Raw genomic sequence first — 25,261 nt, 5'->3', positions numbered from 1 at the left:
AACTCATTCAGCCCCATGAAAGAATACGATCTACTATAAAGAAAGTAGCATCTTTTTGTTTCCCAATCTCTTGTTATACTATGTAGAGTAGAGATCCTTAAGCATGTTGAACATACGTCGCATAAAACAATCCATCATAGATTTTTTCGTTTATTATTTAGGGATAACATTAATTAAGATTTTTAAATATATCCCCCATTCCCTGCTATGTCGTTTTGGTAGAGCCCTAGGAACTATCATTTTTTATACGATCTCCGACTATAGGAAAACAGCACTCACAAATCTAGCTCTAGCTTTCCCTGATAAGCCTTTCAAAGAGAGAAAACGTATCGCCAAACACTCTATACAACATGTAATGATTACTATCTTAGAGTTATTAGCAGTAGAGGGATTGATTGGGAATCTAGATAATTTAATTTCTATAGCAACTGCGGACACTCATCCAGAAGGATTTTGTAGTGATGAAGTCCTTACACAAAAAGAATTAGAGGATACATTTTCTAAGCTAAGTGAGAACGAAGGAATTATTTTATTTTGTGGTCATCAGGCAAACTGGGAACTTCCTTTTCTATATATTACTCGAGATTATCCCGGCTTAGCCTTTGCAAAACCAATAAAAAATAACCGATTAAATAAAAAAATTTTCTCCCTAAGGGAAACTTTTAAAGGGAAAATTATCTTTCCAAAACAGGGAATAAACCTGGCCCTTCAAGCTCTACAACAGGGACATGTTATTGGTATAGTCGGTGATCAAGCATTACTCATATCCTCATACGCATATCCCCTATTTGGAAATGAAGCTTTCACAACAACATCTCCGGCACTACTTGCCTACAAAACAGGAAAACCTGTAATGGCTGTGTCAGTATTTCGTCATGAAAATGGGTATAAAATTGTTCCTAGCAAAAAGTTTTATGCTGATAAGTCTTTACCTATCAAGGAAGCCACTTCTTCACTTATGAATAAACTCATGGGATTCTTAGAAAAAGGTATAGCTCATAAGCCCGAACAATGGATGTGGATGCATAAGCGATGGAAAAGAAAACTCTTCAGCAATCTGAAAAAAAGACATGCTTATAGTCATATTCTTGTTATTGCTAATTATACAGAACTCGAAAAGTCTAAGATATTTCTTACTGATCTTGCTAATCTTTATTCAGGAGCTCTATTAACATTAGCTTTAAAAAACCCCTCCAATGAGAAAATACCTATAGACTATCTTCCTCAGTATATCATAAAAGAATTCTCATCTTTTGAAGCTCTGCGTATCCTTCCCAATAGCTTCCCCGCTGTTTTTGATCTCGCGGGACTCCCCTCAAATCTACACAAACATTTCAAGACAACGGGTTCTTCGGTTCTTTATACACGCAAAGCACTAGAAAAAAAATTACCTCACCCCCAAGCCTCTTTAATCACAGCATTAAATCAATTCTCAAAAAAATCTTAATATAATTTAAAAGATTTTTTTTTGATTTTTTTCCTAATTTAAGAGAAGATATTCTTTGTATTTTTTAGATTAGAAGAATTTTATGTGCTTAACGGGGTGTTTAGGATCTACATTTGAATGTACTCTTAACTGTGTTTGCTTTTGTCAAGACTCTCAGAACAACAAACGTGGTCTTGCCTTGATTTCAGCATTAGCATTTGCAATACTGGCAATAGCAGCTATTGTTGTTTTTTCATTAATATGCGCTGGGACTATTCATATTCCTGATACTCTATGGGGAATCAGCAAGTATATTCTGACCCCGATATTACTAGTGATAGCTCTTGTGACAGCCTCACTATCTGCCGGATGTTTTAAAGCAAGAAATCGCTTTGTAGTTGCATAAAGAGCATCAGCTTATTTAGCTGATGCTGCGATGATATCATTTACCGTTGTCAATGTAAGATTGTTGGTATCCTTCATTTGGGCACCACGACTCAAAACTAAAATCTTATCGTAATTCGATAAAATTCCTCGTTCGATTCCATAAACACAAGCTTGATGTCTCCATACTGTACGGTCAGACTCTTCCGTAAGCATAGGATATACTCCCCACTCTAAAGCGAGTCTGTAATACACAGATAAGTTTGGTGTGACAGCGATAATCGGAAAACGTGGACGATACTTAGAAAGGAAAATCGGTGATCCTCCTGATTCTGTATAAACGATAATGGCTTTAGCATTAGCTTTCTCAGCAATTTGAATTCCTGATAGACCTATAGACTGAAGATAAGGAGATACCTTAACCGCACATTCACTATCATTAAGCTCTAGGAAAGACATATAATTAAGATTTTTTTCTGTCTCTTGAATTACAGAACGCATAATTTTTACAGCTGCCACAGGATAACTTCCCGAAGCTGTTTCCCCCGATAGCATTACTGCGGAGGTACCATCATAAATCGCATTGGCAATATCAGAAACTTCAGCACGTGTGGGTAAAACATTACGAATCATTGATTCTAACATTTGCGTAGCAGTAATGCAAAAACGCCCTGTTTCACGAGATACCTTTGCCATAAACTTCTGTAAACTAGGAACCTCAACAACAGAAAGCTCGATTCCCAAATCTCCACGAGCAATCATAATCCCATCCGAAACTTTAGCAATCTGGGAGAAATTCTCTACCCCCAAACGATTTTCTATCTTAGCAATAATTGGCATATTCGAGCATCCAGCATCTGCTAAGCATTTGCGCATACTTTCGATATCCTCAGCATAACGAACAAAAGATGCAGCAATAACATCAACACCTTGTGCAACCCCAAATTTGAGATCATGGATATCCTTTTCAGTCATAAAAGGAAGAGCTAGATCAATTTCCCTTATACTCAAAGACTTGTGCGACTTCAATTCTCCAGAATTAATAAACTCTAATTCTAATTGATCATCACCAACAGACGTCACAACAGCTTGAATATATCCATCATCTATTAAAACATCAGCACCTTCACGTACATAAGGAAAAACACATTGAGGATGTAAGGTAATTCCATCTTCGGCAGATCCTTCAACTTCTTTTCCTACCAAGGTAATTTTTTGACCCCGAGACACCTTAATTGGTGTGGAAATCTTTCCCAAACGAATTTCTGGACCTTTGGTGTCCAACATAATCGCCAAAGGAGCACCTTTCCTCTCCCGCAATTCCTTAAGAAGACGAATTGTCTCACCATGACTTTCATGAGTACCATGACTAAAATTTAACCTGGCAACATTCATACCCGCATCTAAAAGCTTTTCTAGCATTTCTGGAGTATTTGTTGCTGGACCTATAGTACAAATGATTTTCGTTCTTGCGATCATATTTCCCTAATTTCTCAAACCAATCGAAAACTTATTTACCTTATAGCTAACATGGATCTCTTAGTACAAAAATAATTTAAAAGATACTTAGGAAATATCTGACACGCTTCGCTACACAAGATAAGATACATGATCTTATCTTAATTTGTATGTTGAAATACTTAACATTATACTATTTTATGGAAAAATATAGCTTATACTTATCTCTTAATCTTCGAAAATGAGTAGTTTGCTTTTTTTTCTTTCTATAAAGTTAAAAGTAAATCAAACTAGTTCCCTACGTAGTTATAGTCACCCATGTAGAATATCTCTTCTTCTTTCCTAAATTATTGTGAGATTTATGCCCAGCCTACCTGTTTGTATTTCTGGTATCACAGTTAGAAATCTAAAAAATATCTCTATAGAATTCCTTCCCGGAGAGATTGTCTTACTTACTGGAGTATCAGGATCTGGGAAATCTTCATTAGCTTTTGACACGGTTTATGCAGCAGGAAGAAAACGATACATAGCCACCCTACCATCATTTTTCGCTACGACATTATCTTCTCTACCCGATCCCACTGTGGAACAGATTCAAGGACTATCCCCGACCATTGCTGTTAAGCAAAATCACTTTGCTTATCATGCACACGCCACTGTCGGAAGCACCACAGAACTCTCCCAACATCTTGCTTTATTATTCTCCCTGAATGGAGAGGCTAGAGATCCTCATACAAAACAAGTCCTTCACTTACAAAGCAAGGAAAAGATTCTCGCCACACTTGCCAATATCCCTGATGGAACACAGGTAACAATTCTCACTCCTCTGATAGATAAAAGTATAAATTCTATTCAAGAATGTGTGAGGCAGGGGTATACAAAAATCCGTATAAATAATGTCATTTCTTCTATTTATCCCTTTCTATCTTCTCCTCTTACTGAAGATACCCCCGTAGCTATTGTTATTGACTCTTTCATTAAAAATGAAAGTAACAATGCCCGAATGAAAGTTAGTTTATTTTCGGCTCTTGATCTAGGGCAAGGGCATTGTTCTATAAATACCGAAACATATGAAGAAACCTTTTCGACGCAGGTACACATTCCTGAAACCCAACAGACATATACACCATTAACACCACAGTTATTTTCTCCTCATAATCTCGAAGATCGTTGCATGAAGTGCCAGGGATCAGGAATTTATATCACCATTACAGACCCCTCTCTCATTCAAAATGACTTATCTATTCGGGAAAATTGTTGTAAATTAGCAGGAAATTGCTCTACCTATTTCTACCATGCTCTTTATCAATCTCTCGCGGACACTTTAGATTTTAGTTTAGATACTCCATGGAAGGATCTTCCGGGCTCTATCCAAAATGTTTTCCTCTATGGTCAAAAGCATCTTATTCTTCCTGTTCGTCTTTTTGATCCCGCATTAGGAAAGAAATCCCTATCACATAAACTTTGGAGAGGCATTCTTAATGATATTGGAGAGAAAGTCCGTTATGGAGCAAAACCCTCCAAATATATTCCTGAAGGGACAACAGCAACACTATGTCCTACATGTCAAGGAACTGGAATCGGAGAATACGCCTGTGCAGCCACATGGCAAGGAAAGACTTTCGTAGAATTTCAGAAAATGCCTCTCGATGAATTTTTTTCTTTTACATCTTCTATAAAAACTACATCAAATTCCGTTCGTGAAGTACTAGATGGTCTAAATAGCCGCCTTTCAACATTGATCAACTTAGGACTTTCCTACCTTACTCCAGAAAGAACACTAGCAACATTATCAGGAGGAGAGCAAGAACGCACTGCTTTGGCTAAGCATTTAGGAGCTGAGCTATCAGGAATTACCTATATTCTCGATGAGCCATCCATAGGACTACATCCTCGCGATACACATAAACTGATTCAAGTAATTCAAAAATTACGCGATCAGGGAAATACCATTCTTCTTGTTGAGCATGATGAGCAGATGATCTCTTTTGTTGATCGCATTATCGATATTGGTCCACGAGCAGGGATCTTCGGAGGCGAGGTACTATTTAACGGATCACCTCAAGATTTTTTAAAAACCGGTGATTCATTAACAGCAAACTATCTGCGACATGAACTTACTATAGACATCCCTATAAGACGTCCTAAATCAAAAGCCACACTTACACTTTCTCATGCCACGATAAATAATTTAAAAAATGTCACTATCACCCTACCTCTAGAGAGAATAACGGCAGTAACGGGAGTTTCTGGATCAGGAAAATCTTCTTTAATCAATGATACACTAGTTCCTTCTATGGAACGCTTTATTCAAGGAGATATAGACTCCCATTTATATATAGAAGGAGGCATCGTAGAACGTATTGTACATATTACTCGCGATCTTCCAGGTCGTTCACAACGCTCTATTCCTCTAACGTACATTAAAGCTTTTGACGAGCTTCGAGAATTATTTTCCCAGCAACCTAAAAGTAAACGCTTGGGATTAACAAAAGGCCATTTTAGTTTTAATCTTTCTTTAGGAGCTTGTACAGAATGTCAAGGTATAGGATCTATAGTCCTTGATGATCATACCCAAATTCCCTGTCCGCTCTGTCATGGAAAACGATTTCAATCTCAAATCTTAGAAGTGCATTATCAAGGAAAGAATATCGCTGATATTTTAGAAATGACAGCATATGAAGCTGAAAAATTTTTCATGTCCACTCCTCATATTCATGAAAAAATTCATGCCTTATGCTCCTTAGGTCTTGATCATCTCCCCTTAGGAAGACCTTTATCAAGCCTATCAGGAGGAGAAATCCAAAGATTAAAAATTACCTATGAGCTACTTGCTCCTTCTAAAAAATCTACACTTTATATTCTTGATGAGCCGACAACAGGATTACATACTCATGACATCCATGCTCTTATCCATGTTCTCCAATCTCTCACCCAACAAGGACATACTGTAGTAATCATAGAACACAATATGCATATTGTGAAGATCGCTGACTATGTTATTGAACTCGGTCCTGAAGGCGGAAATCTCGGAGGATATCTTTTAGCCTCATGCACTCCTGAAGAACTGATTTTCCTAAATACACCCACAGCAAAAGCTCTGCAGCCCTATTTTAAAAAGACTAAAGCTCTTCCTAAGCTAACTGAGAAATCTCAAAATAAGCATCTTCTCAAAGATATTTCTATTCAAGATGCCTATCATCATAATCTTAAACATATTGACATGACTCTTGCTCGCAATGCTCTAACAACAATTTCGGGGCCTTCAGCATCAGGGAAACATTCTTTGGTTTTTGATATTCTGTATGCTGCAGGAAATATTGCTTATGCCGAGCTATTTCCTTATTATGTTCGCCAAGCTCTTATTAAGAAAACCCCTCTACCACAAGTAGAAAGTGTTCGAGGATTATCTCCGGTTGTTGCAATAAAAAAAACAGGGATACGAAAAAACTCAAGACACTCGTTAGCGTCATCTTTAGACATTACCAATGGTCTTGAAAAACTCTTTGCTCTCCTAGGAAAACCTCATTGCCCATTAACAGGTAAGCTCCTTGAAAAAATCACTCCACAAACAATTGTAGATAAACTTTTCCAAAAGTATGAAAATTCTTACGCAACAATAACGGCACCTATATCTCCTGAAGAAGACCTGTTCATCGCTTTGGACATGAAGAAAAAAGAGGGGTATTTAAAGCTCTTTGCTAATAATGAGATTTATGATCTTGAAGAACGTCTTCCAGAAATTTTAGAAGATCCGGCAATCGTTATTCAACATACAAAAATTTCCAAAAATCATGAATCCTCTTTGTTATCCTCATTAACGTTAGCTTTTTCATTATCGCCAACAATACGATTACATATTCATGATCAAGGGAAAATAAAAGACTCTCTATCTTACACTCTAGGTTGGCAAGATTCCTTAGGAAACAGTTATCCAAATATCACACGCAAACTCTTATCCCGAGAACATATTGAAGGACAATGCCAGCAATGTTGTGGATCAGGAAATGTCTTAAAACTCTCTTTAATGAAGCATAAAGATAAAATTCTTAACTACTCTCCTACAGATCTCTTTAGGCTATTTTTCCCCGATAGTTCTCCAAAACGTGTGGTTGATCTCATCAAAGAACTGAAAATTTCCTCATCTACACAAATCCAAGATCTTAACATCCCTACTCAGGAAAAATTATTTCAAGGAACTCAAAAGCATGCGGGACTAGAAAGAATTCTCATGGAACAATTTAATCTTGTTCCCTCATGTCCTCTTTTACATCCTCTAATTATATCCGACACATGCTCAGCATGCTCAGGATGGGGAATTCATACCTATGCGCAACATGTACGTATAGGTAAAACGTCTCTCATAGATATCTACCAAGAAGATACTAGCTTCCTCAAAGATCTTTTAACGACTATCCATGATGATCAAGCACAACCTATCATTCAAGATCTACAAAACCGCTTAGCATTCATTGATAAGGTGGGATTGAGTTATATTACTTTAGGGCAACAACAAGATACTTTAAGTGATGGTGAACATTACCGCCTGCACCTAGCAAAGAAAATCTCCACAAATCTTACAGATATTGTTTATCTTCTTGAAGATCCCCTATCAGGACTACATCCTCAAGATATTCCAACATTAATAAAATTGCTTAAAGAACTCGTCGCTAACAATAACACTGTTATTGCCACAGACCGTAATAATCTATTAAAATTTTACGCAGATCATACTATAGATTTAGGCCCAGGATCAGGACCTCAAGGAGGCTATCTAACAGCTCAACCACCGTCATCTATAGAAGATTCTGATCATAAAGAAGTTCTCTTTAAAGAAACTTTAGATGTGCATCTCACGATTCACAATATTTCTAATCTTCATGTACAAGCTCCTCTTCATAGTCTTGTGGCTATTGCTGGAGTATCGGGATCTGGGAAAACTTCACTATTAACCGAAGGTTTTTATAAACAGGCACAAAAATTTATAGATGCTGGATATGAACACTTCTTAAATGTAGTGTTCTTAGATTCTCATCCTCTATCTTCTTCACAAAGATCAGATATCAGTACATATTTTGATATTGCTCCGTGCCTGAGAAACTTTTACGCCTCACTCACACAAGCAAAGGCCTTGAATATTACAGCAAGCATGCTTAGCACAAATACAAAACAGGGACAATGTTCAGATTGCCTAGGCTTAGGATATCACCTAATAGATAGAGCTTTTTACGCTTTAGAAAAACGCATATGTCCTACATGTTCCGGATACCGTATTCAACCTCTATCTCAAGAAGTTGTTTATGAAGGGAAACACTTTGGGAAGCTCTTACAAACTCCTATTGAACAGATCCTTACTATCTTTCCTTTTCTTCAAAAAATCCAAGCACCTCTACAAGCTCTGATACATTCTGGACTTGGCTATCTTCCATTAGGTCAAAATCTCTCTTCTCTATCGTTAAGTGAAAAAATCTCTGTAAAAATTGCTCGGTTCCTCCATCTACCTCCTAAAGAACCCACGCTATTTCTCCTAGATGAAATAGCCACTTCCTTGGACATAAATAAGAAATGCCAACTGCAAAAGCTATTTCGCACGCTAATATCCCAAGGACATTCTATTATCTATGTTGACCACGACATACGGTTGTTAAAACATACCGATTATATTATAGAACTTGGACCGGGATCTGGGAAACATGGAGGAAAGGTGCTCTTTTCAGGACAGCCTAAAGATATGGTGACTTCTAAAAAGTCGGTATTAAAAACATATATGTGTGAATTATAAAGGACGCTCTATAGAGAGGAGATCATAAGCAATACGACAATTGTCACGTTCTTCACTATTTCCTAAACAATGGAAAAAGATAAATTTCTGTAAAAGTAGTTGCCGACGTTCTTGATAACTCAGCTGCTCTTCACAAATACCTAATGGACTACAAAATACTCCAATTAAGGTTCGTGGAAATACAGAATCTTCTCGACATCCTGAAAGATGTAAATAAGCTAAGGAACTATCCTCAACAAGTGCTAACCAGTAACCATAAAGAACAAAGGCAAGGCTATTATCGTCTATCCACAAAGATTCATCGTAATTAGATAATAGATCGTAAACTTTACTCCCATCTTTCATCCACAAATAAGCAAGCACTTCATAAGATAAAAGATATTCGTAACGCTGTTGAGGGGAAATATACTTTTCTACTAATGTAATAGCCTTGAGAATCTCTTCACCTCTACCACGGACCAAAGCGTCTTTAGCAAATAAATCAAACAAATACAAAATCAAAACAGGATCTAAATTTTCAATACGGTCAAAGACCTTTTCTGTAGATTCCTGGAGAGAGATAATCTTTAATCCTGAAAGGAAATGTAGAAGCTGATCAGGGAGAATTTCTACGATTTCTTCAGTGAATATCGTTTCTTGAATATTCTCACGTAAAATTTCTGAGTATACCTCAATAAATTCTTTATTCCCTAAATCTGCAGCTGTATAAAAAATATCTGCAAGGGCACGATAATCTTTTAAATCCCAGGATCTTTGAAATAACCCTGGAAGAAATGCCGTAAATCCTGACCAATAACTCAATAGCAATTCCATTTTAGAAGAACGGAAATCTATAAGAGAAATGTCTAAGTTACAAAATAGAGTATCTTGAATTTTCCCATGTAAATTTTGAAGGAAATGCTCTTCCTCAGAAGAATTTATAGATTCGGGGGCGACATGAAGAGCAAGAAGCATAAAGACTAAAGAGATGCGATGATGGCTATATAATGCTTCATGCAAACGATAGACAACATGATCGCGAACACGAGAGATTTCTGGACGTTGACAATAGCGCTTTAAAGCTAATAATAAGCTTTTAACTTCTTCGTTATACTCTCCTAATCTTTGATATATTAAAGCTTTACCGAGATACTCTAAAGGAGCTGCAACGCTATTGTGTAAAGTGGAGAACTCTTCAAGGGCTTGAGTAAATCCCCCAGCATCATTACTTTCAGAGGCTTTTTCTAATAGAGCAATTCCTATACGAAATTGTGCTTCATACCCTTCCTTACGTCCTGGGAAAGATTCAACAATCCTACGATAAAATGTAATTGCACGATCATACAACTTTTCATTAAGAAAGGCATCAGGAACTGCTAAACAACTGACTTGTAAAGATCCACTACTTTCTAAAACAACAATATTTCCACAAACATCAGCAACATCCTGAATGATTACCCCAATACGTCCTCCCCGAGCGGGAAGATAATCCATATGAATCATCCACACGATATTATCGATAATCAATGATAAACGGTGATTTTGTTTTTCAAAAGCTATGAAAAACTTGTCTTTATTTTCATCTATATTTCGGGAAGTTTTTTGTATCTCTAAGCCATTTTTCACTAAGGATACAGACAATACATTTTCCTTAATGTGTAGCCAAAAACCATAACCATGATAGAAATCTCCGTGATCCACATCTTCAGAAGGAGGAAGTAAAATTCCAAAGCCTTCTTCTAATCCCTTCCGTAATAAGGTATATTCCAGACGAACTTCAGAAAAACTTTCTATCTTGGAAATTGCTAGGCTATACCATAAAGCTGGCGATACCTCCAGCATTGGGAAATACTTAGATAATAAAATAGGTTCATGAAACTTCCAACATTCTGTATCTTGAGTATGTAAAACAATCTTAGGAGTCCATTCGGGACTTCCTTGTAGATGTTGTTCTATATCTGCTTTCAAAGCACTTACAGAACGATAACGCACTTTAGGATCTGCTGCTAAAGCTCTCATGACCACTTGAGAAAGAAAAGGAGGAATCTCTCTATGAGGAGCAATTTCTTCAGGAAAACTAATTTGATGACGAAGACTGATTTTCTGACCCTTTTTCTTTCGATAAGGAAAAGATAATGTCAGCATTTGATAGAGAATCACTCCTAAAGCATAAATGTCTGTACTTTCTGAAGCTGGAGTACCTCGCAAACGTTCAGGAGCCATGTAATCAGGAGTGCCTACAATCTTACCTGGAATAGTCATGCTGGAAAATAATGATCCCGCAATAGGAATATCAATATCTAAAAGGAAATCTTCCTCCATTTCTTTAGATAATGCAGCTCCCCAATCTAAGATAACTACCTCACTAAAAAGTCCGAGCAAAATATTATCAGGCTTAAGATCTCGATGAAGAATTCCACGAGAATGTACATATTCTACAGTAGAACAAATCTTATGAAAGATAGAAAGGAAGGTTCCTACTGATGTTTGCTCAGCAAGATCCTTAGGAATGGAATCGCATTGCCATACACTTTTTAGCAAACTTTTAAGAGTGTACCCCTCTATATAAGGCATTGTATAATAAACAGGATCACTGTCACTACAAATCGCAAAAACAGGAACAACCCCAGGATGAACAAGATCAGCAGCAATCTTAGCTTCTCTAAGAAAACGCTTTTTCAATAATTCATTGTCAGAAAGATCCTCACGGATCCTCTTAAGAGCAACCTTACGAGAGCATACGGGATCATAGGCTAAATAAACCTCTCCCATACCCCCTTTACCGATCATTCTGATAATATCGTAACGCTGCAAAAGTGCTTTGTCCTCTAGTTCTAAGAAAACGACGCTAGCTTATCAAGAATACTTTGTAATTCCATACGATTATTTTTTAAAGCTTCTTTTTTAGAACGTACAAGATCCGGATTAGCCTTTGCTCGGAAACTTTCACTATCCAGTAAGCGTGAGACACTTTCGATAGCATTTTCTAAACGTGTTTTCTCTTTTTCTAGGCGATTTTTTTCCTTAGTAATTTGTTCTATAGGAACAAACACCCCAAGACGAATACCCTCAACAACTCCTAAACTATAGACACGATCCTTAGGCTCTTCTAAGAGATACTCAAGAGAAGCTATCCCAGCAAGAGCGCACATCATAGGCACATAAGCCTTGATAGAAATTCTCTCAGGGCAAATAACAAACACTTCTAAAGAAGCTCTAGGGTCTAACTGCATCTCTCCACGAATATTCCTAATAGTATAAACTAACCTTTCTGCAAGGGCAAAAGATTCATGAAGATCCTCAGGGATAGCAATATTTATAGCTTGCGGATAAGGAGCTACCACATAAGATTCTGCTCGCAACATATTTAAAGCATGCGCTGTGATAACATCAGAGCATTGCTCGTTAACCTCACCTATTACTTCTTTTAGCTTCAAAAATAGTGTTTCTGTAACAAAAGGCGTTATAGGATGTAAAACCCCTAAAATATTCACCAACAAAACTGCTAATAGCTTTTGCTTTGTAAGCCGGTCTTCCTCACTACCTTGCTTCCCATAAAGTGTAGGCTTGATAATCTCTATATATGTAGAACAGAAATCATTCCTGAAAAATTCATAAGCCATAGTTGTTATCTTATCAAAAGCATAGCTTTGATATGCGAAATCTAACTGTTTTAACAACTGATTGAATCCATCAAGAATATAATAATCTTCTAATCCTAGGAGATTCTTATCTATACCATTGGCGAGATCTTTACTCGTCAAATTAGAAATATGACCGAAGATAAATCTCGCACCATTCCAAATCTTATTCGCAAAATTTTTGTATTCTTCAAATAAACGATAGTCAAGATCTATTTGCTCACCACGATTCGCACATGAACATAATGTCATACGAACAGCGTCAGCACCATACTTAGCAATCATCTCTAAAGGATCAATAACATTACCCTTAGATTTAGAAAGCTTTTCCCACTTTGCCACAACATCTTTAGGAAGAGTTTTTCCTATGTCATAAGCATGTTTCTCTTCTCCAGAAATGTACGTCCATTCTCCAAGATCATTATAACGCTTGTAAGACTTACCAAAAATTAACCCGTGCAAGAAAACATCATCAAAAGGTTTCTCTTCAACCATAGCACTGCAAAGCAGCACCATACGTGTTACCCAGAAAAATAGAATGTCATGGCCAGTAATGAGAACCGCTGTAGGATAAAACTTCTCTAAATCTCCAGATTCTACATCAGGCCAACCTAAGCATGTTAATGGCCAAAGCCCAGAAGAAAACCAAGTATCTAATACATCGTGATCTTGATACCAAGAATCAGGATCTTGAGCAACCTCTTCGGGAGTTCCTTCACCATCGTAACAGAGTATACGATCTTCATCGCTCTTATGATACCATACAGGAATACGATGTCCCCACCACAACTGCCGACTAATACACCAATCACGAAGGTTATTCACCCAAGAGAGATAATTCCGTGTAAATTCTGGAGGAAAAATCTTTATAGAATCACTGGCGACAAACTCACGTAAAGAATCTCGAAAACTATCTACAGAAACAAACCATTGTTTCGATAAATATGGTTCGATAACCGCTCCCGAACGATAAGACACACCGACCCTAAGTTTATAAGGCTCTTTTTTGACAAACAGCCCCATAGCGTCTAATGCTGTAATAATATCTTCACGAGCTTTCTCTTTACTTAATCCTGCAAATATTCCCCCATTCTCATTGATCTCTCCAGTAGGAGTCAGAATATTTACCATCGGTAAATTATGATTGATTCCTGTGCGATAATCGTCTCTATCATGGGCAGGAGTAATTTTTACTGCTCCAGTACCAAATAAAGGATCTACAGACATATCCCCAATTATAGGGATTTCACGATCTACAAAGGGCAAATATGCCTTAGCTCCTAATAGATGACTATAACGCTCATCATCAGGAGAAATAGCAATAGCCGTATCCCCGAGTAACGTTTCTGGACGTGTAGTCGCTACGATAATTTCTTCACAACTATCGACTATTTTATAACGAATATAGTAAAGCCAACCATCTTTTTCCTCATACTCTACTTCATCATCAGCAAGCGCTGTTTGTAAAACAGGATCCCAGTTAACAAGATAGTATCCTCTGTAAATATGTCCCTTATCAAAGAGTACCTTGAAGGCTTTTTTTACAGCACGGTTCGCTAATGGTTCCATAGTGAAACGTAACCGAGACCAATCGCAAGAACATCCCAACTGACGTAATTGAGAAAGAATTACTCCCTCACTCTTCTCTTTCCATTCCCAAACATGCTTTAAAAATTCTTCTCGAGAAAAATCTATACGACGCTTGCCTAAAGCAGAATATAAATGTCTTTCTACTACTGTTTGTGTAGCAATACCCGCATGATCTGTACCAGGAACCCAACACACCTCGAATCCCGACATACGCTTATAACGAATAAGAACATCTTGAAGAGTGTTCACAAGCGCATGTCCCATATGTAAAATGCCTGTCACATTCGGTGGGGGCATGATAATAGCATAAGGAGGCTTATCGCTTGCAGATTGAGCCGTAAACATACCTGACTCTTCCCAAGAAGCATAAAGCTTTTCCTCTAATCCTTTAGGATCATAAGCTTTGGGAAATTCATCCTCTTTCATAATTCTATATCCAAATCTTTATAATATTTTTAGATGTCGTAGTAAAAATCTAATTCTAAGAAGCATCTACAGAAATGACTTCCATCCAAAGATGATGGCGTCTGCTGACTATTTCTCTATCTCCACTAGATAAAGAAACCTTATAAGAAACAATGCCCTGGCGCTCTTCGTAATCATCACCTTTCAGACAGTAAATACGGTAACCAGAAAGCTGCCGCACTTCATATGTTAATTTTTCTATTTTCCCATCGCCGTAGTACACCCAAAGGTGCAAAGTCGCAGGAAGCATATTGTGCATCCGATAAGGTAGACTCCAGGTAACAACAACCTGCTGACCAAATATCTCATGAACACAAGTTTGCTCCACACCCAGATGTGCCGCAGCCGTATAATCGTTATCTACGAATTCCGTGAATGAGGATAACGAGGGTTGCGAACACGCTGATAAACATAGTACTGATACCAAGGGAAAGAGAACTATGACCAATAAGATTTTAGAATAATAATAACGCAAAAACAAAAGCAAAGAGTGCAAACGATTCAACTATCCCAATAGATGCAAAAGATTTACCATAAATAGCTGAGGAACGTGCGTATGCTTGGATGGCACTCACACAACACTTCCCCTGCATTACAGCAGATATTAACAATGCTATGCCAACAGAAAGCCCCATGGCAATAGCACCTATAGCTCCAACTTTACCATCTTTAATCCCATCTCTGAGTAAAAGCATGAAAATCAATCCATAAATAGATTGTGATGATGGCATCGCTGATAAACCTATAATCTTTCCATGTCCCTCGTCAATTCGGGACATCACAGCATGTGAAGCCACCCCTGCCATACCACAACCAATGGCACTGCCTATCATTGCTAAGCCCATGGCGAAAACAGGACCAACAACCGATAAATCAATCATTATGTACCTCTATATCTAATAATAATATCTCAAGAAAACCTCGAAAAATCAGTTCTTTAGTTATCTTGTTTATAATTTAATTTTTCCAAAGATCACGGATTCTATCAAACCGTAGAATTATTACCTAAATCTATCCCTCGGAATCCACAACCTTGTGACATACTACTTTCTTTAAAGGATGTAGGAGCTTCCCACCCCCATCAAAACTGTAGTGATACCACTCAATAAAGTTTAATCTAAGTCCATGAATCACTCCTCCCATAATAGAAAGAAGTATATTCACTGAATGACCGAATAAAATGATAATAAAAGCTATAGCAGGAGGGAAACGGTTGCTAATCTGCACAATTGTTGTTCCTACCATGGCTCCTGCCAATCCTAATGCGTAGATACGCAAATAAGACAAAACATCTGAGAATACTTGAATAATTGCTGTAATCTCATCAATACCGCTAACACCACGTTGTAAAATAGCTCCGGAAACTGCAAGACCTATACCTACAAATACTCCGTAATAACCAATTATTCCTCCAAGATCATAAGGAACGTGAAATAAGTAATGAACCAAAGACACGGATTGTAAATACAAAGGTAGATACAGATAGGCTCCGCACATAAAAATAATCCATCCTAGACCTGAATAGCGCTGACGCATATAACGCAACATCCCTAGAGCCATATGAATTACTCCAACAAATAACGCTAATTCCATTAGGATGTTATCTGTAAACTTATCATAGACAACAGCACGTGCTACAGTCTCCCCACTAGATTTTTCTGTAGCGAGAAGAAACTCTTCTGGATTTTGTTTATCTTTCAATAAAGGATGTTCATTGACTAACTCTTTATATCCTTTAGGATGCTTATCCAGGTAATATTCTGCTTTTTTCAAAGCCAATATATGGGTAAGAGAATACTCTCGTAAAGGATTTGAAGGACTTATAGAAATTCCAAAAAATGATGTTGTAGCAAATCCCCAGAAAACACATCCCAATCCCAAAATGGAAAACATCTTCAAGAAACGTGCCAGAGGCTTAGAACCTTTAAGCGCACGACGTGCTTTAAACGTTATGAAAAGCGAAGTTGCTAAGAAAACAAGTCCATAACCACCATCGTTGACGATCATAGAGAAGAAGAAGAAAAACGAGATAAACACCCATAATGAAGGATCTTTATCTGAAGATGCCGGTGTATCATAAATGTTTACCAGATCTTCTCCGATACGTCCAAGGCCACTATTTTCTAAATATGTAGGGATAATCTCATCAGGATCTGGAGCTACTTTATGTAAGCAAATATCAAACTGGTCACACAGATGCTCTAATTCTTGAATACGATCAGAAATTACCCATCCTGAAATAGAAAAGACCTTACCATCAAAGAGTTCTTCCACACTGTCTTCGGCATGTCTTAATCGTTGTTCGTTATCATAATCGCACAACCCTTCAAGAACATCCTGACGATAAGCATAAAGTTCACAAATCCTCGATTTTTTAAGATGAATATCTCTTAAAAGGATAGATTCCTTAGACTGCAATTCATTAACAGAGTGTGGAGCATCGATCTCTGTGAATTGATCTTTTGATAAGCTAACGACACCAATCACAGCATAGTAATCAAAATTGTATGCCGTAGACAAGTAGAAGACATTGGATTGCTCTACTTCTACATCTTGACCATCTACATGTTTCCGATAGAAAAATCTTATCGTTAATCCAGTTTTCCTTGTGAATTCGATAATATCATCAGAGGAAAATGCTCCTAAAGGTTTAACTCTAAGAATCTCTTTCCTTAAAGCTTTTGTAGCTTCTGTTAAAGAAAGGATCTCTTGATGAAGAGAGAACACTTCATCTACTATCTGCTCAACAGTTAAATCTTCGGATTTTGATAAGGATAAGTCAGCTGAAGGATATTCTCTTTTTAGACAATTCAAAATTTTTAAACACTCGGAAAAACGACGTAATTTTTCTGAAGTACTCAATCTTTTATCAGAGATAAACTCGATAACTCCAAGTTCTCTACAAGCAGTAAAAAATTCTGATCGATTTCTTCCAATAAAGAGATACTTATCAACATTTACGCGCATTCGGATTCCTCCTTACGCTGCTGTATCTTTTTCTTAGCCATTTTTACTTGGCCAACATCTGTAATGCTACGATCGCTTAAGAAAATTGCAATTTTCTTAATCATCCGCGTAGTCTCTGGAATCAACTTTTTCTCAAATAGATTTACACGAATGGATACATTTCTTAATTCTTCTTCTAGAATTCTCTGCTTTTCTGCAGCCACTTCAGAACGCACTTTATTAATCACAAACTCTCTAGAGTAAGCCACAAGCGTATCGATCCAAATGGGAGTGTCTAAAATAGAATAAGAAGATTCAGATAGAACGATGTCTCTTACTACAGGAACTTCTACTCCTGTAATATTCTCATAGTCTCTTTCGACTTTTTCTATCTTAAAGCTATTTGTAATAGCATCGACATAAAGAGGAATACTGTAGAGCTCTGCGAAAGCATAAATACTTTCCCTAGATGCTTCATATGCTTGTATGCTTTCACTAGCCTCGCGAATAGCATTGGTAACTTCTACTTGCAACAGCGCTTTTTTTAGTTTTAACGTCGGTAAATATGTTTCCAGACGTGAGAGTTTTACCTTCTCTAAACGATAGGCGTTCTTTGTTAGCTTTATCTGTGAAGACATGACTTCGGCCAATACTTATTGATCAATTGTTCCTTTATACCTACTTCTTCGGAATGGAAACTCTGAGCAAGAATTTTCCAACCAATATCTAAAGCTTCTTCTAAAGGAATATTTACTTCTAAACTCATTAATCGTGTTTCGAAAAGCTCAGCAAATGCTAATAACTTCTTGTCCCAATTTGACAACTTAAAGCCCATAGACATTCTTTCAGCAGCTTTTCTAGAATCGGCATAAAGCCGTATTAAGGAGTTTGCAAGATCTCCATGATCTTCTCTAGTTACCTTACCGATAACCAATTGCTTCAAACGAGATAAAGAACCAAACGGATCAATACGATTATTCTTCAAGTAGAACTGTCCTTCTGTAATGAATCCCGTATTATCAGGAACAGGGTGGGTAATATCATCTCCAGGCATCGTGGTCACACTAATTAAAGTAATCGATCCACCATTTGCTATATCCACAGCTTTCTCATAACGTAACGCAAGATCCGAATACAAAGATCCTGGATACCCACGGTTTGCAGGAATTTGGTCCATAGTAATGGCAATTTCCTTTAAAGCATCTGCGAATGCTGTCATATCTGTAAGTAAGACCAATACGTTCTTATTGTGATCTACAGCAAATTTCTCAGCACATGCTAAAGCCATATCAGGAATTAAAACACACTCTACAGGCGCGTCTACAGCTTTATGAATAAACATCACACATTTATCTGCGAATCCTAATCTCTTAGATTCATCAACAAAAAAACTATAATCAACAAACGTTAATCCCATACCACCGATGATTACAATATCGGCATCTGTTTGTGCAGCTATACGCATCAATAAAGCGTTGTGATTCTCTCCAGAAGAAGAGAAGATAGGAATTTTTTGAGACTTCACTAAACAATTGAATACATCAATCATAGGAATATTGGTTTTCACCATATCCCTAGGGACAACACGACAAACGGGGTTAAATGTAGGTGTAGAGATTTCAATCGGATCACCAAAACATTCTCCCTCACCATCAATAGGTTTTCCCACACCATTTAAACGTCTACCTATTAGAGATTCCCCGTAAGTAACCTCCATAGAACGACCTAAAAATATCACTCTGTCCCCTGTCGACAATCCGGAAGTTCCACCAAAGACTTGTAGAGTTACTTTCTTAGCATCAAAACGTAACACGGAAGCGTATGAAGATCTTCCATCTACTCTCTCAATTTCTGCCAATTCGCCTAAACGCGCTCCCTCAGCTTCTACGGTTATCAAGTTTCCCTTGATGTCGGTAATTTTTGTATATATTGTCTGCATAACCTTTACGCTGTTTGTATCATCTTCGTCTCTAATAACCTAAGAACCACTTCCATTCCTTCCTTGTATTCCTCAGAAAGAAACTTCTGTCCATTTAAGGTTTTGATTTTACTTTGCAGTTCAAGGAAAAAACTCCTCGCATTATCGGGACAATCGAAGCTAAATTTCGCATCAAAAATACGACTCATTAATGAAAATAACTCAATTTGCCGATCAAAAGGACAATAACAATCTACAGCATCAAAAGCATTCTGTTGGAGATAACAAAAATCATATAACTCTGCTTTTAGATAGATCTCCATATCATCCATGGGGATACCTTCTTCTCCAACGACTTCCATGCGTTTGCCAATTTCAGATCCCTCGCGAAGGAAATAATTTGCTTTTTTGACTGCCTCTCCCCAACCCTGAATCTTATTCTCTAATATATCCCCAACTTGATCTAAATATTTTGACCACGAAATCATCGGATCAATAGAAGGATAACGACGAGCATCAGCGCGAGCTTTGGAAAGACCACAAAAAGCTCCGACTACAGATAAAGTAGCTTGTGTTACAGGCTCTTCAAAATTCCCTCCTGCAGGAGATACGGCACCACATATTGTCAAAGAACCTTCTGATCCATCTTTCATACGTACAGCACCACCACGCTCATAAAAAGCGGCTATTCTTGATGCTAGATAAGCTGGAAAAGCCTCTTCTCCTGGGATTTCTTCTAATCTTCCTGAGATTTCTCTTAATGCTTGAGCCCATCGCGACGTTGAGTCAGCAAGCAAAAGCACGTGTAGGCCCATCTGTCTATAATATTCTGCAATAGTAATTCCCAGATAAATTGAAGATTCCCTAGCTGCTACAGGCATGGAAGAGGTATTACAAATAATACACGTTCTATGCATTAAAGACTCTCCAGTATGAGGATCTGTAAGGTGAGGAAATTCTTGTAATACCTCTACCACTTCACCAGCACGTTCTCCACATGCACAAAGAATAACAATATCTACAGCAGCATACTTAGATAAATGGTGTTGCAAAACTGTTTTTCCTGCACCAAACGGACCAGGAGTACAAAATGTTCCGCCCTTCAATACAGGAATTTGCGTATCTAAAATACGCACACCCACGTCCATAATCTCATGACAGGGCACCTTATCTCCTTGGATAAATGCCTGCTTAATTGGCCATTTCTGAACCATAGTAAAGCTGTATTCTTTCCCATCTGCATCTCGAGCTTTAGCAACTACTGTATCAACGCTATAGCTACCTTCTGAGATTACCCAGGTAATTGTCACCTCTTTAAAACAAGAAAACGGCACCATAATTTTATGGTTAAAGTACCCTTCCTTGACAAAACCTAAAGCATCGCCGCGAACAAGAACATCTCCTACAACAGCCTTTGGCGTATATTCCCACAATGTATGCTTACAAAGAGCATTAACATACTCTCCTCTTTTCAAAAAGAAGCTACTTTCTGCCAACACTTGTAGACGATTTTGTAATCCGTCAAAAATCCCCTGCAATAATCCAGGGCCTAATTCAGCTTCTAATAAGTGTCCTGAGAAAGTAACTAAAGCTCCGCGGCAAACGTCTTGAGTATCCTCAAAAACTTGAATCTTGACCTCTTGACCAACAACCTCAATAACTTCAGCTTTTAACCATGTGTCGTTAACGCTAACATAAGCAACTTCCCCCTGACGTACGTGTCCATCAAAACGTACACGCAATAAATTGCCGTAGGCCTCTACAACATATCCCTGAGTTGTTTGTCCCGAAGTTGCTACCATGTGATTGCCTTTTCCATAGAATTAATAATATTTTTACCTTTCTCTAAATTTACCATACTATTACGAATAGCAAATAAATACGCTGCAACCCTTGCTAAAACTGCATTTGCATCAAAATATTTATCACGATACATCTCTTCAATCTTATGAAACTCGTACAAAGATAGTGTACGGTTCAATGTATGAGGTAAACGTCCGTAATCCTGTAATACATCACTCAAATCTGAAAATTCTCCCGGAAGCTCGTAATTAGGAGCATCTTTTTGCATCAATACTTGAAGCACTACAGGATCAGAACTATCTTCATCTCTTAATACATAAGAAACATCTAGCTTCATGACTCGGGAGCGAAAACCTGCCAAAATAACACGAAGATTTTGTTTAAATGTAAAATATGTACGAAGGAATTCAGAAGAGCTATGTTGGTAATGTGATAGAAATTCTCTAACTAATGAAGAAAAGTTATCTACACGCTCTTTAGGAGTCTTATATTGCAATAGGAAATCCTTAAAGAAATCCTCAAACTCACAATCATCCGACCATTGTTGAAGATTAACCATACTCTCAACATTCTCTTGTGTTACTACACCATAAGAATGTGGCAGGGGTTTCCCAGACCAGAAAAACGCAAAGTTCTCAAAATCGAAAAAACGTTTTAAGATGACGTAATACCCTAGATCCTTATTAGATAGATTTAAATGGAGAAGATCATCAAGAACATCAAAAGAATAAACGGGCCGAGACTCAGGAAGCTGAGGAAGAAAAAACGACGACAAAAAGTAGTATTGAGTCATGGCAATAACTCTAAAATTGGTTAGGACTCTGTATTTGAAAAGAAAACCTAGGAGCCCTGAAATATCATTTCACGAAAATCTTTCTGCAAATAACGCATTAAAAGATCAAGCAAGGTATCTGAACTAAGATCTAAAACCCAGTTCTTATCTTCGACTTTTAATTGAACACCACCGACAAACTTACCGACAGTCACTCCCTTACCTTTAAGTTTTGTCAATACGGATTTTCCTAGGAGTTCATTAACAGCTCTTGTTGCTACGTGTTTGCCGATATAAGCTGTAAGATCCCCGGAAATGCCTTGATCTTCTATAGCTTGTATCAACGCTGCAACAAGTTTAGCAGACACCTCGGGATCAGCTAAAGCATTGTCTAGCCACTCCGCCAAGGATTCTTTAAATATTTTATTTTCTACAGCTTGCTTTAAACTTTCTAAGGAACGCTTTCCTGCTTGAGCTAAAGCAGATTCTCCCTGTTTTAGCTTGTGATCAGCTTCTTGTTGAGCTGAAGCAATAATCTGACCAGCTTCTTGTTGAGCTTCGTCAATTATCCTTTTCGCCTGTTCTTTCGCATTACGCACAATGGCATCAGCTTCATCTTCAGCAGGCTTTAAAGTTTCTATTCGTAGAGCATCGCAGATTTGCTTTAATTTGTCTTCTGCACCGAGATCTGCCATATCATTGCTACCATGAGAAAACAGAGTTTATCTTAAAAAAAATTTCGATTATAATTCAACTAATCCAACAGATTATAACATTAGATCATTTAAATAAAATTAAATAAAAGATTTCCATGAAACTTCATGCTCTTATTTCTTTTCTGTTTACTAGTTTGTCGCTCACAGTAAACGCAAATCTACAAACACAAAGAACTCTTCAAAATAATGAAAAACAGTCTCACAGACGCCCCTCAAGCGTTTCTCAACGAAGAGCATTGAAAAGATCTCAAGCTGTTGTTTCTAATGAAACTGCTTCACGTTACGTTGCAAAAAGAGCAAATAAAAATAGAAGAATAGCACAAACAGAAAAGACAAAACACTTAGTTTCATGGGTTTCCTATTCCGGAGATGAGTATTCAATTCGCATTCCAAGTAATTGGCAATGCATAAATGATAAGACACAACTTCCAGAAAAACTCGATGTAGTATTTATTGGACAAGGAATGGGCTCATTAACCCCTACGATCAATATTTCTCAAGAAATCACATCCAAAAAGCAACCTGAATACATCGAAGAGATTCTTGCTTATCATAAAGCTAATGAAATGACGTTAGAATCTTCTGTATTCACTCATATTCAATCTACTAACGGGGAATTCACTATTATTAAAACGGAAAAAAATTCTTCTTGGGGAAAAGTTTTTTGTCTACAAGGCGTTGCGGTTATCAACCATAAAGCCTACATCTTTACCAGCACAGCTACCCTGGATGATTATCCCAATGTATCTTTGGTTTTCTTAAAAACTGTCTCTTCATTTAAGCTCTCAGCAAAAGAAGCTGCTTCTGGAGATACTATTCTTGAAGAAGCTTTGAAAGCCCTTCAAGCAGAAACAAAATAACATCTAGAAATTTTAGACTAAAGACTCACTCTCTTTATGCAAAACTTCTCTTTTAAGAGCATCGAAGATAAAGCGAATTGCTATCTTCTTTCCCTCAACTGTTAAATTGAAAACTACAGGAAATCTGGAGAAGAGTAGTTGAAAAGGAATCTCCACAGCACTGTCTTGAACAGATACAGAAACTGTAGCATTTCCTAATATAGGAGAAGCTTCATGGATCCTAAGACATAGTGCGGCGAATTGACGAATAGAGTTTCGCATTGATGGGTCGAAGGTATATGTAGAAGAACAACAACTACAAGCTAGGACTTCCTCCAAGCTAAATACAGAAAAAGAAACTTCTCCTTCGCAGCAGCACGGACAGGAAAAAACAAGTAACGAGTTATGGTTCATCTTATCTTCTTTAATTTGCCTTTAAAGTACTTAATCAACTCAAAGACAGTTTTTCTTACGCATCTTGGGCAGCTATTTGCTTAATAAATTCTGTAACTGCTGCTTCAAGAATTTGAGTATCGCCAGAAAATATACGAATACCCTCAGCAAGTTTCTCTGTAGCCATAGCATCTTCATTCATTAAAAAACGAAATACGCTTTCTGTCAATTCAACAGGTTGAACATCAAGTTTCTTAGCAGCGGTTACGTCTAATTTTCTCGCAACCGGTGATTGATCTTTTTTCAATTCATCTAACAATTTCGGAGAAACTGTTAGCAAATCACATCCTGCTAAAGCTAATACCTGTTCCTTAGAACGGAAAGAGGCAGCCATGATTTGTGTAGGGATATCAAACTTCTTATAATATGTATAGATATTCGATACAGAGGCAACACCCGGATCAGCATCTATAGAGTAACCCTCATCTCCATAAGCTGCTATCCACCAATCATAAATACGACCAACAAATGGTGAAATCAATGTTGCTTTTGCTTTTGCCGCAGCAATAGCCTGAATTAGGTTAAAAACAAGAGTGACGTTACAAGCAATACCTTGTTTTTCTAGCAATTCTACAGCTTGAATTCCTTCCCAAGTACCAGGAATTTTAACTAAAAGACGCTTCTTATCACCACCAGCAGCAGCAAATAATTCGCTTAGAAAAATAGCCCTTTGTACCATTGCTTCTGTATTAAACGAAAGCCGTGCATCAATCTCTAAAGAAACTTTGCCTGGAATACAGTTTAGAATTTCTAAACCAAAGTTTACCTGTATCTTGTCTAAAACGAAAGTTAGGGTTTGAATATCATCGCCGTTTTGTCGAATTCCCCAAGCGATTGCTTCAGTTAGCAATTCTTGATATTTCGGCTCTTGCGCAACCTTAAGAATAAGAGACGGATTCGTCGTCGCATCTTGAGATCCTGAAGACTTAACTAATTCTGGATCACCAGTATCACAAACAAGAACACTCAAGAGTTTTAGTTGCTCGAATTGGCTAGACATAAGCACCCTGTTATCACTATTCGTCTTTCGATGAGGCTACCAAAAAAAAACATTACTATCAAGGAGGTTATGGATCAAAACTTAACCTC

The 25,261-nt window shown here is 37.5% G+C and carries 17 protein-coding genes; 4 read left to right on the top strand and 13 right to left on the bottom strand.

Going from position 1 to position 25,261, the window contains the following annotated elements:
- Positions 1 to 103: 103 nt before the first annotated feature.
- A complete protein-coding gene (locus tag O1W69_RS03305; RefSeq protein WP_375793146.1) occupies positions 104 to 1,447 on the top strand; it encodes a lipid A biosynthesis lauroyl acyltransferase in 1,344 nt (447 codons plus the stop codon).
- An 82-nt stretch (positions 1,448 to 1,529) separates the two neighbouring features.
- Positions 1,530 to 1,832, top strand: coding sequence for a hypothetical protein (locus O1W69_RS03300; protein ID WP_375793145.1), 303 nt, complete (start codon positions 1,530 to 1,532; stop codon positions 1,830 to 1,832).
- An 11-nt stretch (positions 1,833 to 1,843) separates the two neighbouring features.
- Here the strand turns inward: O1W69_RS03300 and pyk are convergent, their stop codons facing one another.
- Positions 1,844 to 3,289, bottom strand: a complete 1,446-nt coding sequence (pyk, locus tag O1W69_RS03295) for a pyruvate kinase (protein ID WP_375793144.1) — start codon at positions 3,287 to 3,289, stop codon at positions 1,844 to 1,846.
- Between the two features lie 340 nt (positions 3,290 to 3,629).
- Here pyk and uvrA point away from each other — a divergent pair, with 340 nt between their 5' ends.
- Complete coding sequence (uvrA, locus tag O1W69_RS03290; RefSeq protein WP_375793143.1) at positions 3,630 to 9,050, top strand: excinuclease ABC subunit UvrA; 5,421 nt, start codon at positions 3,630 to 3,632, stop codon at positions 9,048 to 9,050.
- Here the strand turns inward: uvrA and pknD are convergent.
- From pknD to O1W69_RS03240, 10 genes are all read right to left on the bottom strand, one after another.
- The gene (gene pknD / locus O1W69_RS03285; RefSeq protein ID WP_375793142.1) at positions 9,045 to 11,843 is read right to left on the bottom strand and encodes a serine/threonine-protein kinase PknD; all 2,799 of its coding nucleotides are present in this window, start codon (positions 11,841 to 11,843) and stop codon (positions 9,045 to 9,047) included. The two genes, uvrA and pknD, sit on opposite strands and share 6 nt — an antisense overlap.
- 20 nt (positions 11,844 to 11,863) lie before the next feature.
- Complete coding sequence (locus tag O1W69_RS03280) at positions 11,864 to 14,686, bottom strand: valine--tRNA ligase (protein WP_375793141.1); 2,823 nt, start codon at positions 14,684 to 14,686, stop codon at positions 11,864 to 11,866.
- 55 nt (positions 14,687 to 14,741) lie between these two features.
- The gene (locus tag O1W69_RS03275; protein ID WP_375793140.1) at positions 14,742 to 15,221 is read right to left on the bottom strand and encodes a hypothetical protein; all 480 of its coding nucleotides are present in this window, start codon (positions 15,219 to 15,221) and stop codon (positions 14,742 to 14,744) included.
- Entirely contained in the window at positions 15,181 to 15,606 is a 426-nt protein-coding gene (locus O1W69_RS03270) for an ATP synthase subunit C (RefSeq protein WP_213241220.1), read from the bottom strand. Before O1W69_RS03270 ends, O1W69_RS03275 begins: the two co-directional genes overlap by 41 nt.
- A 130-nt stretch (positions 15,607 to 15,736) precedes the next feature.
- On the bottom strand, positions 15,737 to 17,692 hold the full coding sequence (locus O1W69_RS03265; protein WP_375793139.1) for a V-type ATP synthase subunit I: 1,956 nt from the start codon (positions 17,690 to 17,692) through the stop codon (positions 15,737 to 15,739).
- Entirely contained in the window at positions 17,683 to 18,309 is a 627-nt protein-coding gene (locus O1W69_RS03260) for a V-type ATP synthase subunit D (protein WP_375793138.1), read from the bottom strand. Before O1W69_RS03260 ends, O1W69_RS03265 begins: the two co-directional genes overlap by 10 nt.
- On the bottom strand, positions 18,294 to 19,610 hold the full coding sequence (locus O1W69_RS03255; RefSeq protein ID WP_332390555.1) for a V-type ATP synthase subunit B: 1,317 nt from the start codon (positions 19,608 to 19,610) through the stop codon (positions 18,294 to 18,296). Before O1W69_RS03255 ends, O1W69_RS03260 begins: the two co-directional genes overlap by 16 nt.
- Before the next feature lie 5 nt (positions 19,611 to 19,615).
- Positions 19,616 to 21,391, bottom strand: a complete 1,776-nt coding sequence (locus tag O1W69_RS03250) for a V-type ATP synthase subunit A (protein WP_375793137.1) — start codon at positions 21,389 to 21,391, stop codon at positions 19,616 to 19,618.
- Complete coding sequence (locus O1W69_RS03245; RefSeq protein ID WP_375793136.1) at positions 21,385 to 22,185, bottom strand: DUF2764 family protein; 801 nt, start codon at positions 22,183 to 22,185, stop codon at positions 21,385 to 21,387. Before O1W69_RS03245 ends, O1W69_RS03250 begins: the two co-directional genes overlap by 7 nt.
- A 47-nt stretch (positions 22,186 to 22,232) precedes the next feature.
- A complete protein-coding gene (locus O1W69_RS03240; protein WP_375793135.1) occupies positions 22,233 to 22,859 on the bottom strand; it encodes a V-type ATP synthase subunit E in 627 nt (208 codons plus the stop codon).
- Between the two features lie 116 nt (positions 22,860 to 22,975).
- Between O1W69_RS03240 and O1W69_RS03235 the strand changes: the two genes are divergently transcribed.
- A complete protein-coding gene (locus O1W69_RS03235) occupies positions 22,976 to 23,740 on the top strand; it encodes a hypothetical protein (RefSeq protein WP_375793134.1) in 765 nt (254 codons plus the stop codon).
- A gap of 12 nt (positions 23,741 to 23,752) precedes the next feature.
- Here the strand turns inward: O1W69_RS03235 and O1W69_RS03230 are convergent, their stop codons facing one another.
- Positions 23,753 to 24,133 carry a ferredoxin gene (locus tag O1W69_RS03230; protein WP_375793133.1) on the bottom strand — a complete coding sequence of 127 codons (381 nt, stop codon included), beginning with the start codon at positions 24,131 to 24,133 and terminating at the stop codon, positions 23,753 to 23,755.
- Between the two features lie 55 nt (positions 24,134 to 24,188).
- On the bottom strand, positions 24,189 to 25,172 hold the full coding sequence (gene tal, locus O1W69_RS03225) for a transaldolase (protein ID WP_375793132.1): 984 nt from the start codon (positions 25,170 to 25,172) through the stop codon (positions 24,189 to 24,191).
- Positions 25,173 to 25,261 lie beyond the last annotated feature (89 nt).

Origin of the sequence: Chlamydia sp. 12-01 (assembly GCF_042234205.1) — a bacterium.
Taxonomy (GTDB): Bacteria; Chlamydiota; Chlamydiia; order Chlamydiales; family Chlamydiaceae; genus Chlamydia.
The sequence above is the reverse complement of the archived record's forward strand: the minus strand, read 5'-3'. Positions and strand labels throughout refer to the sequence as shown.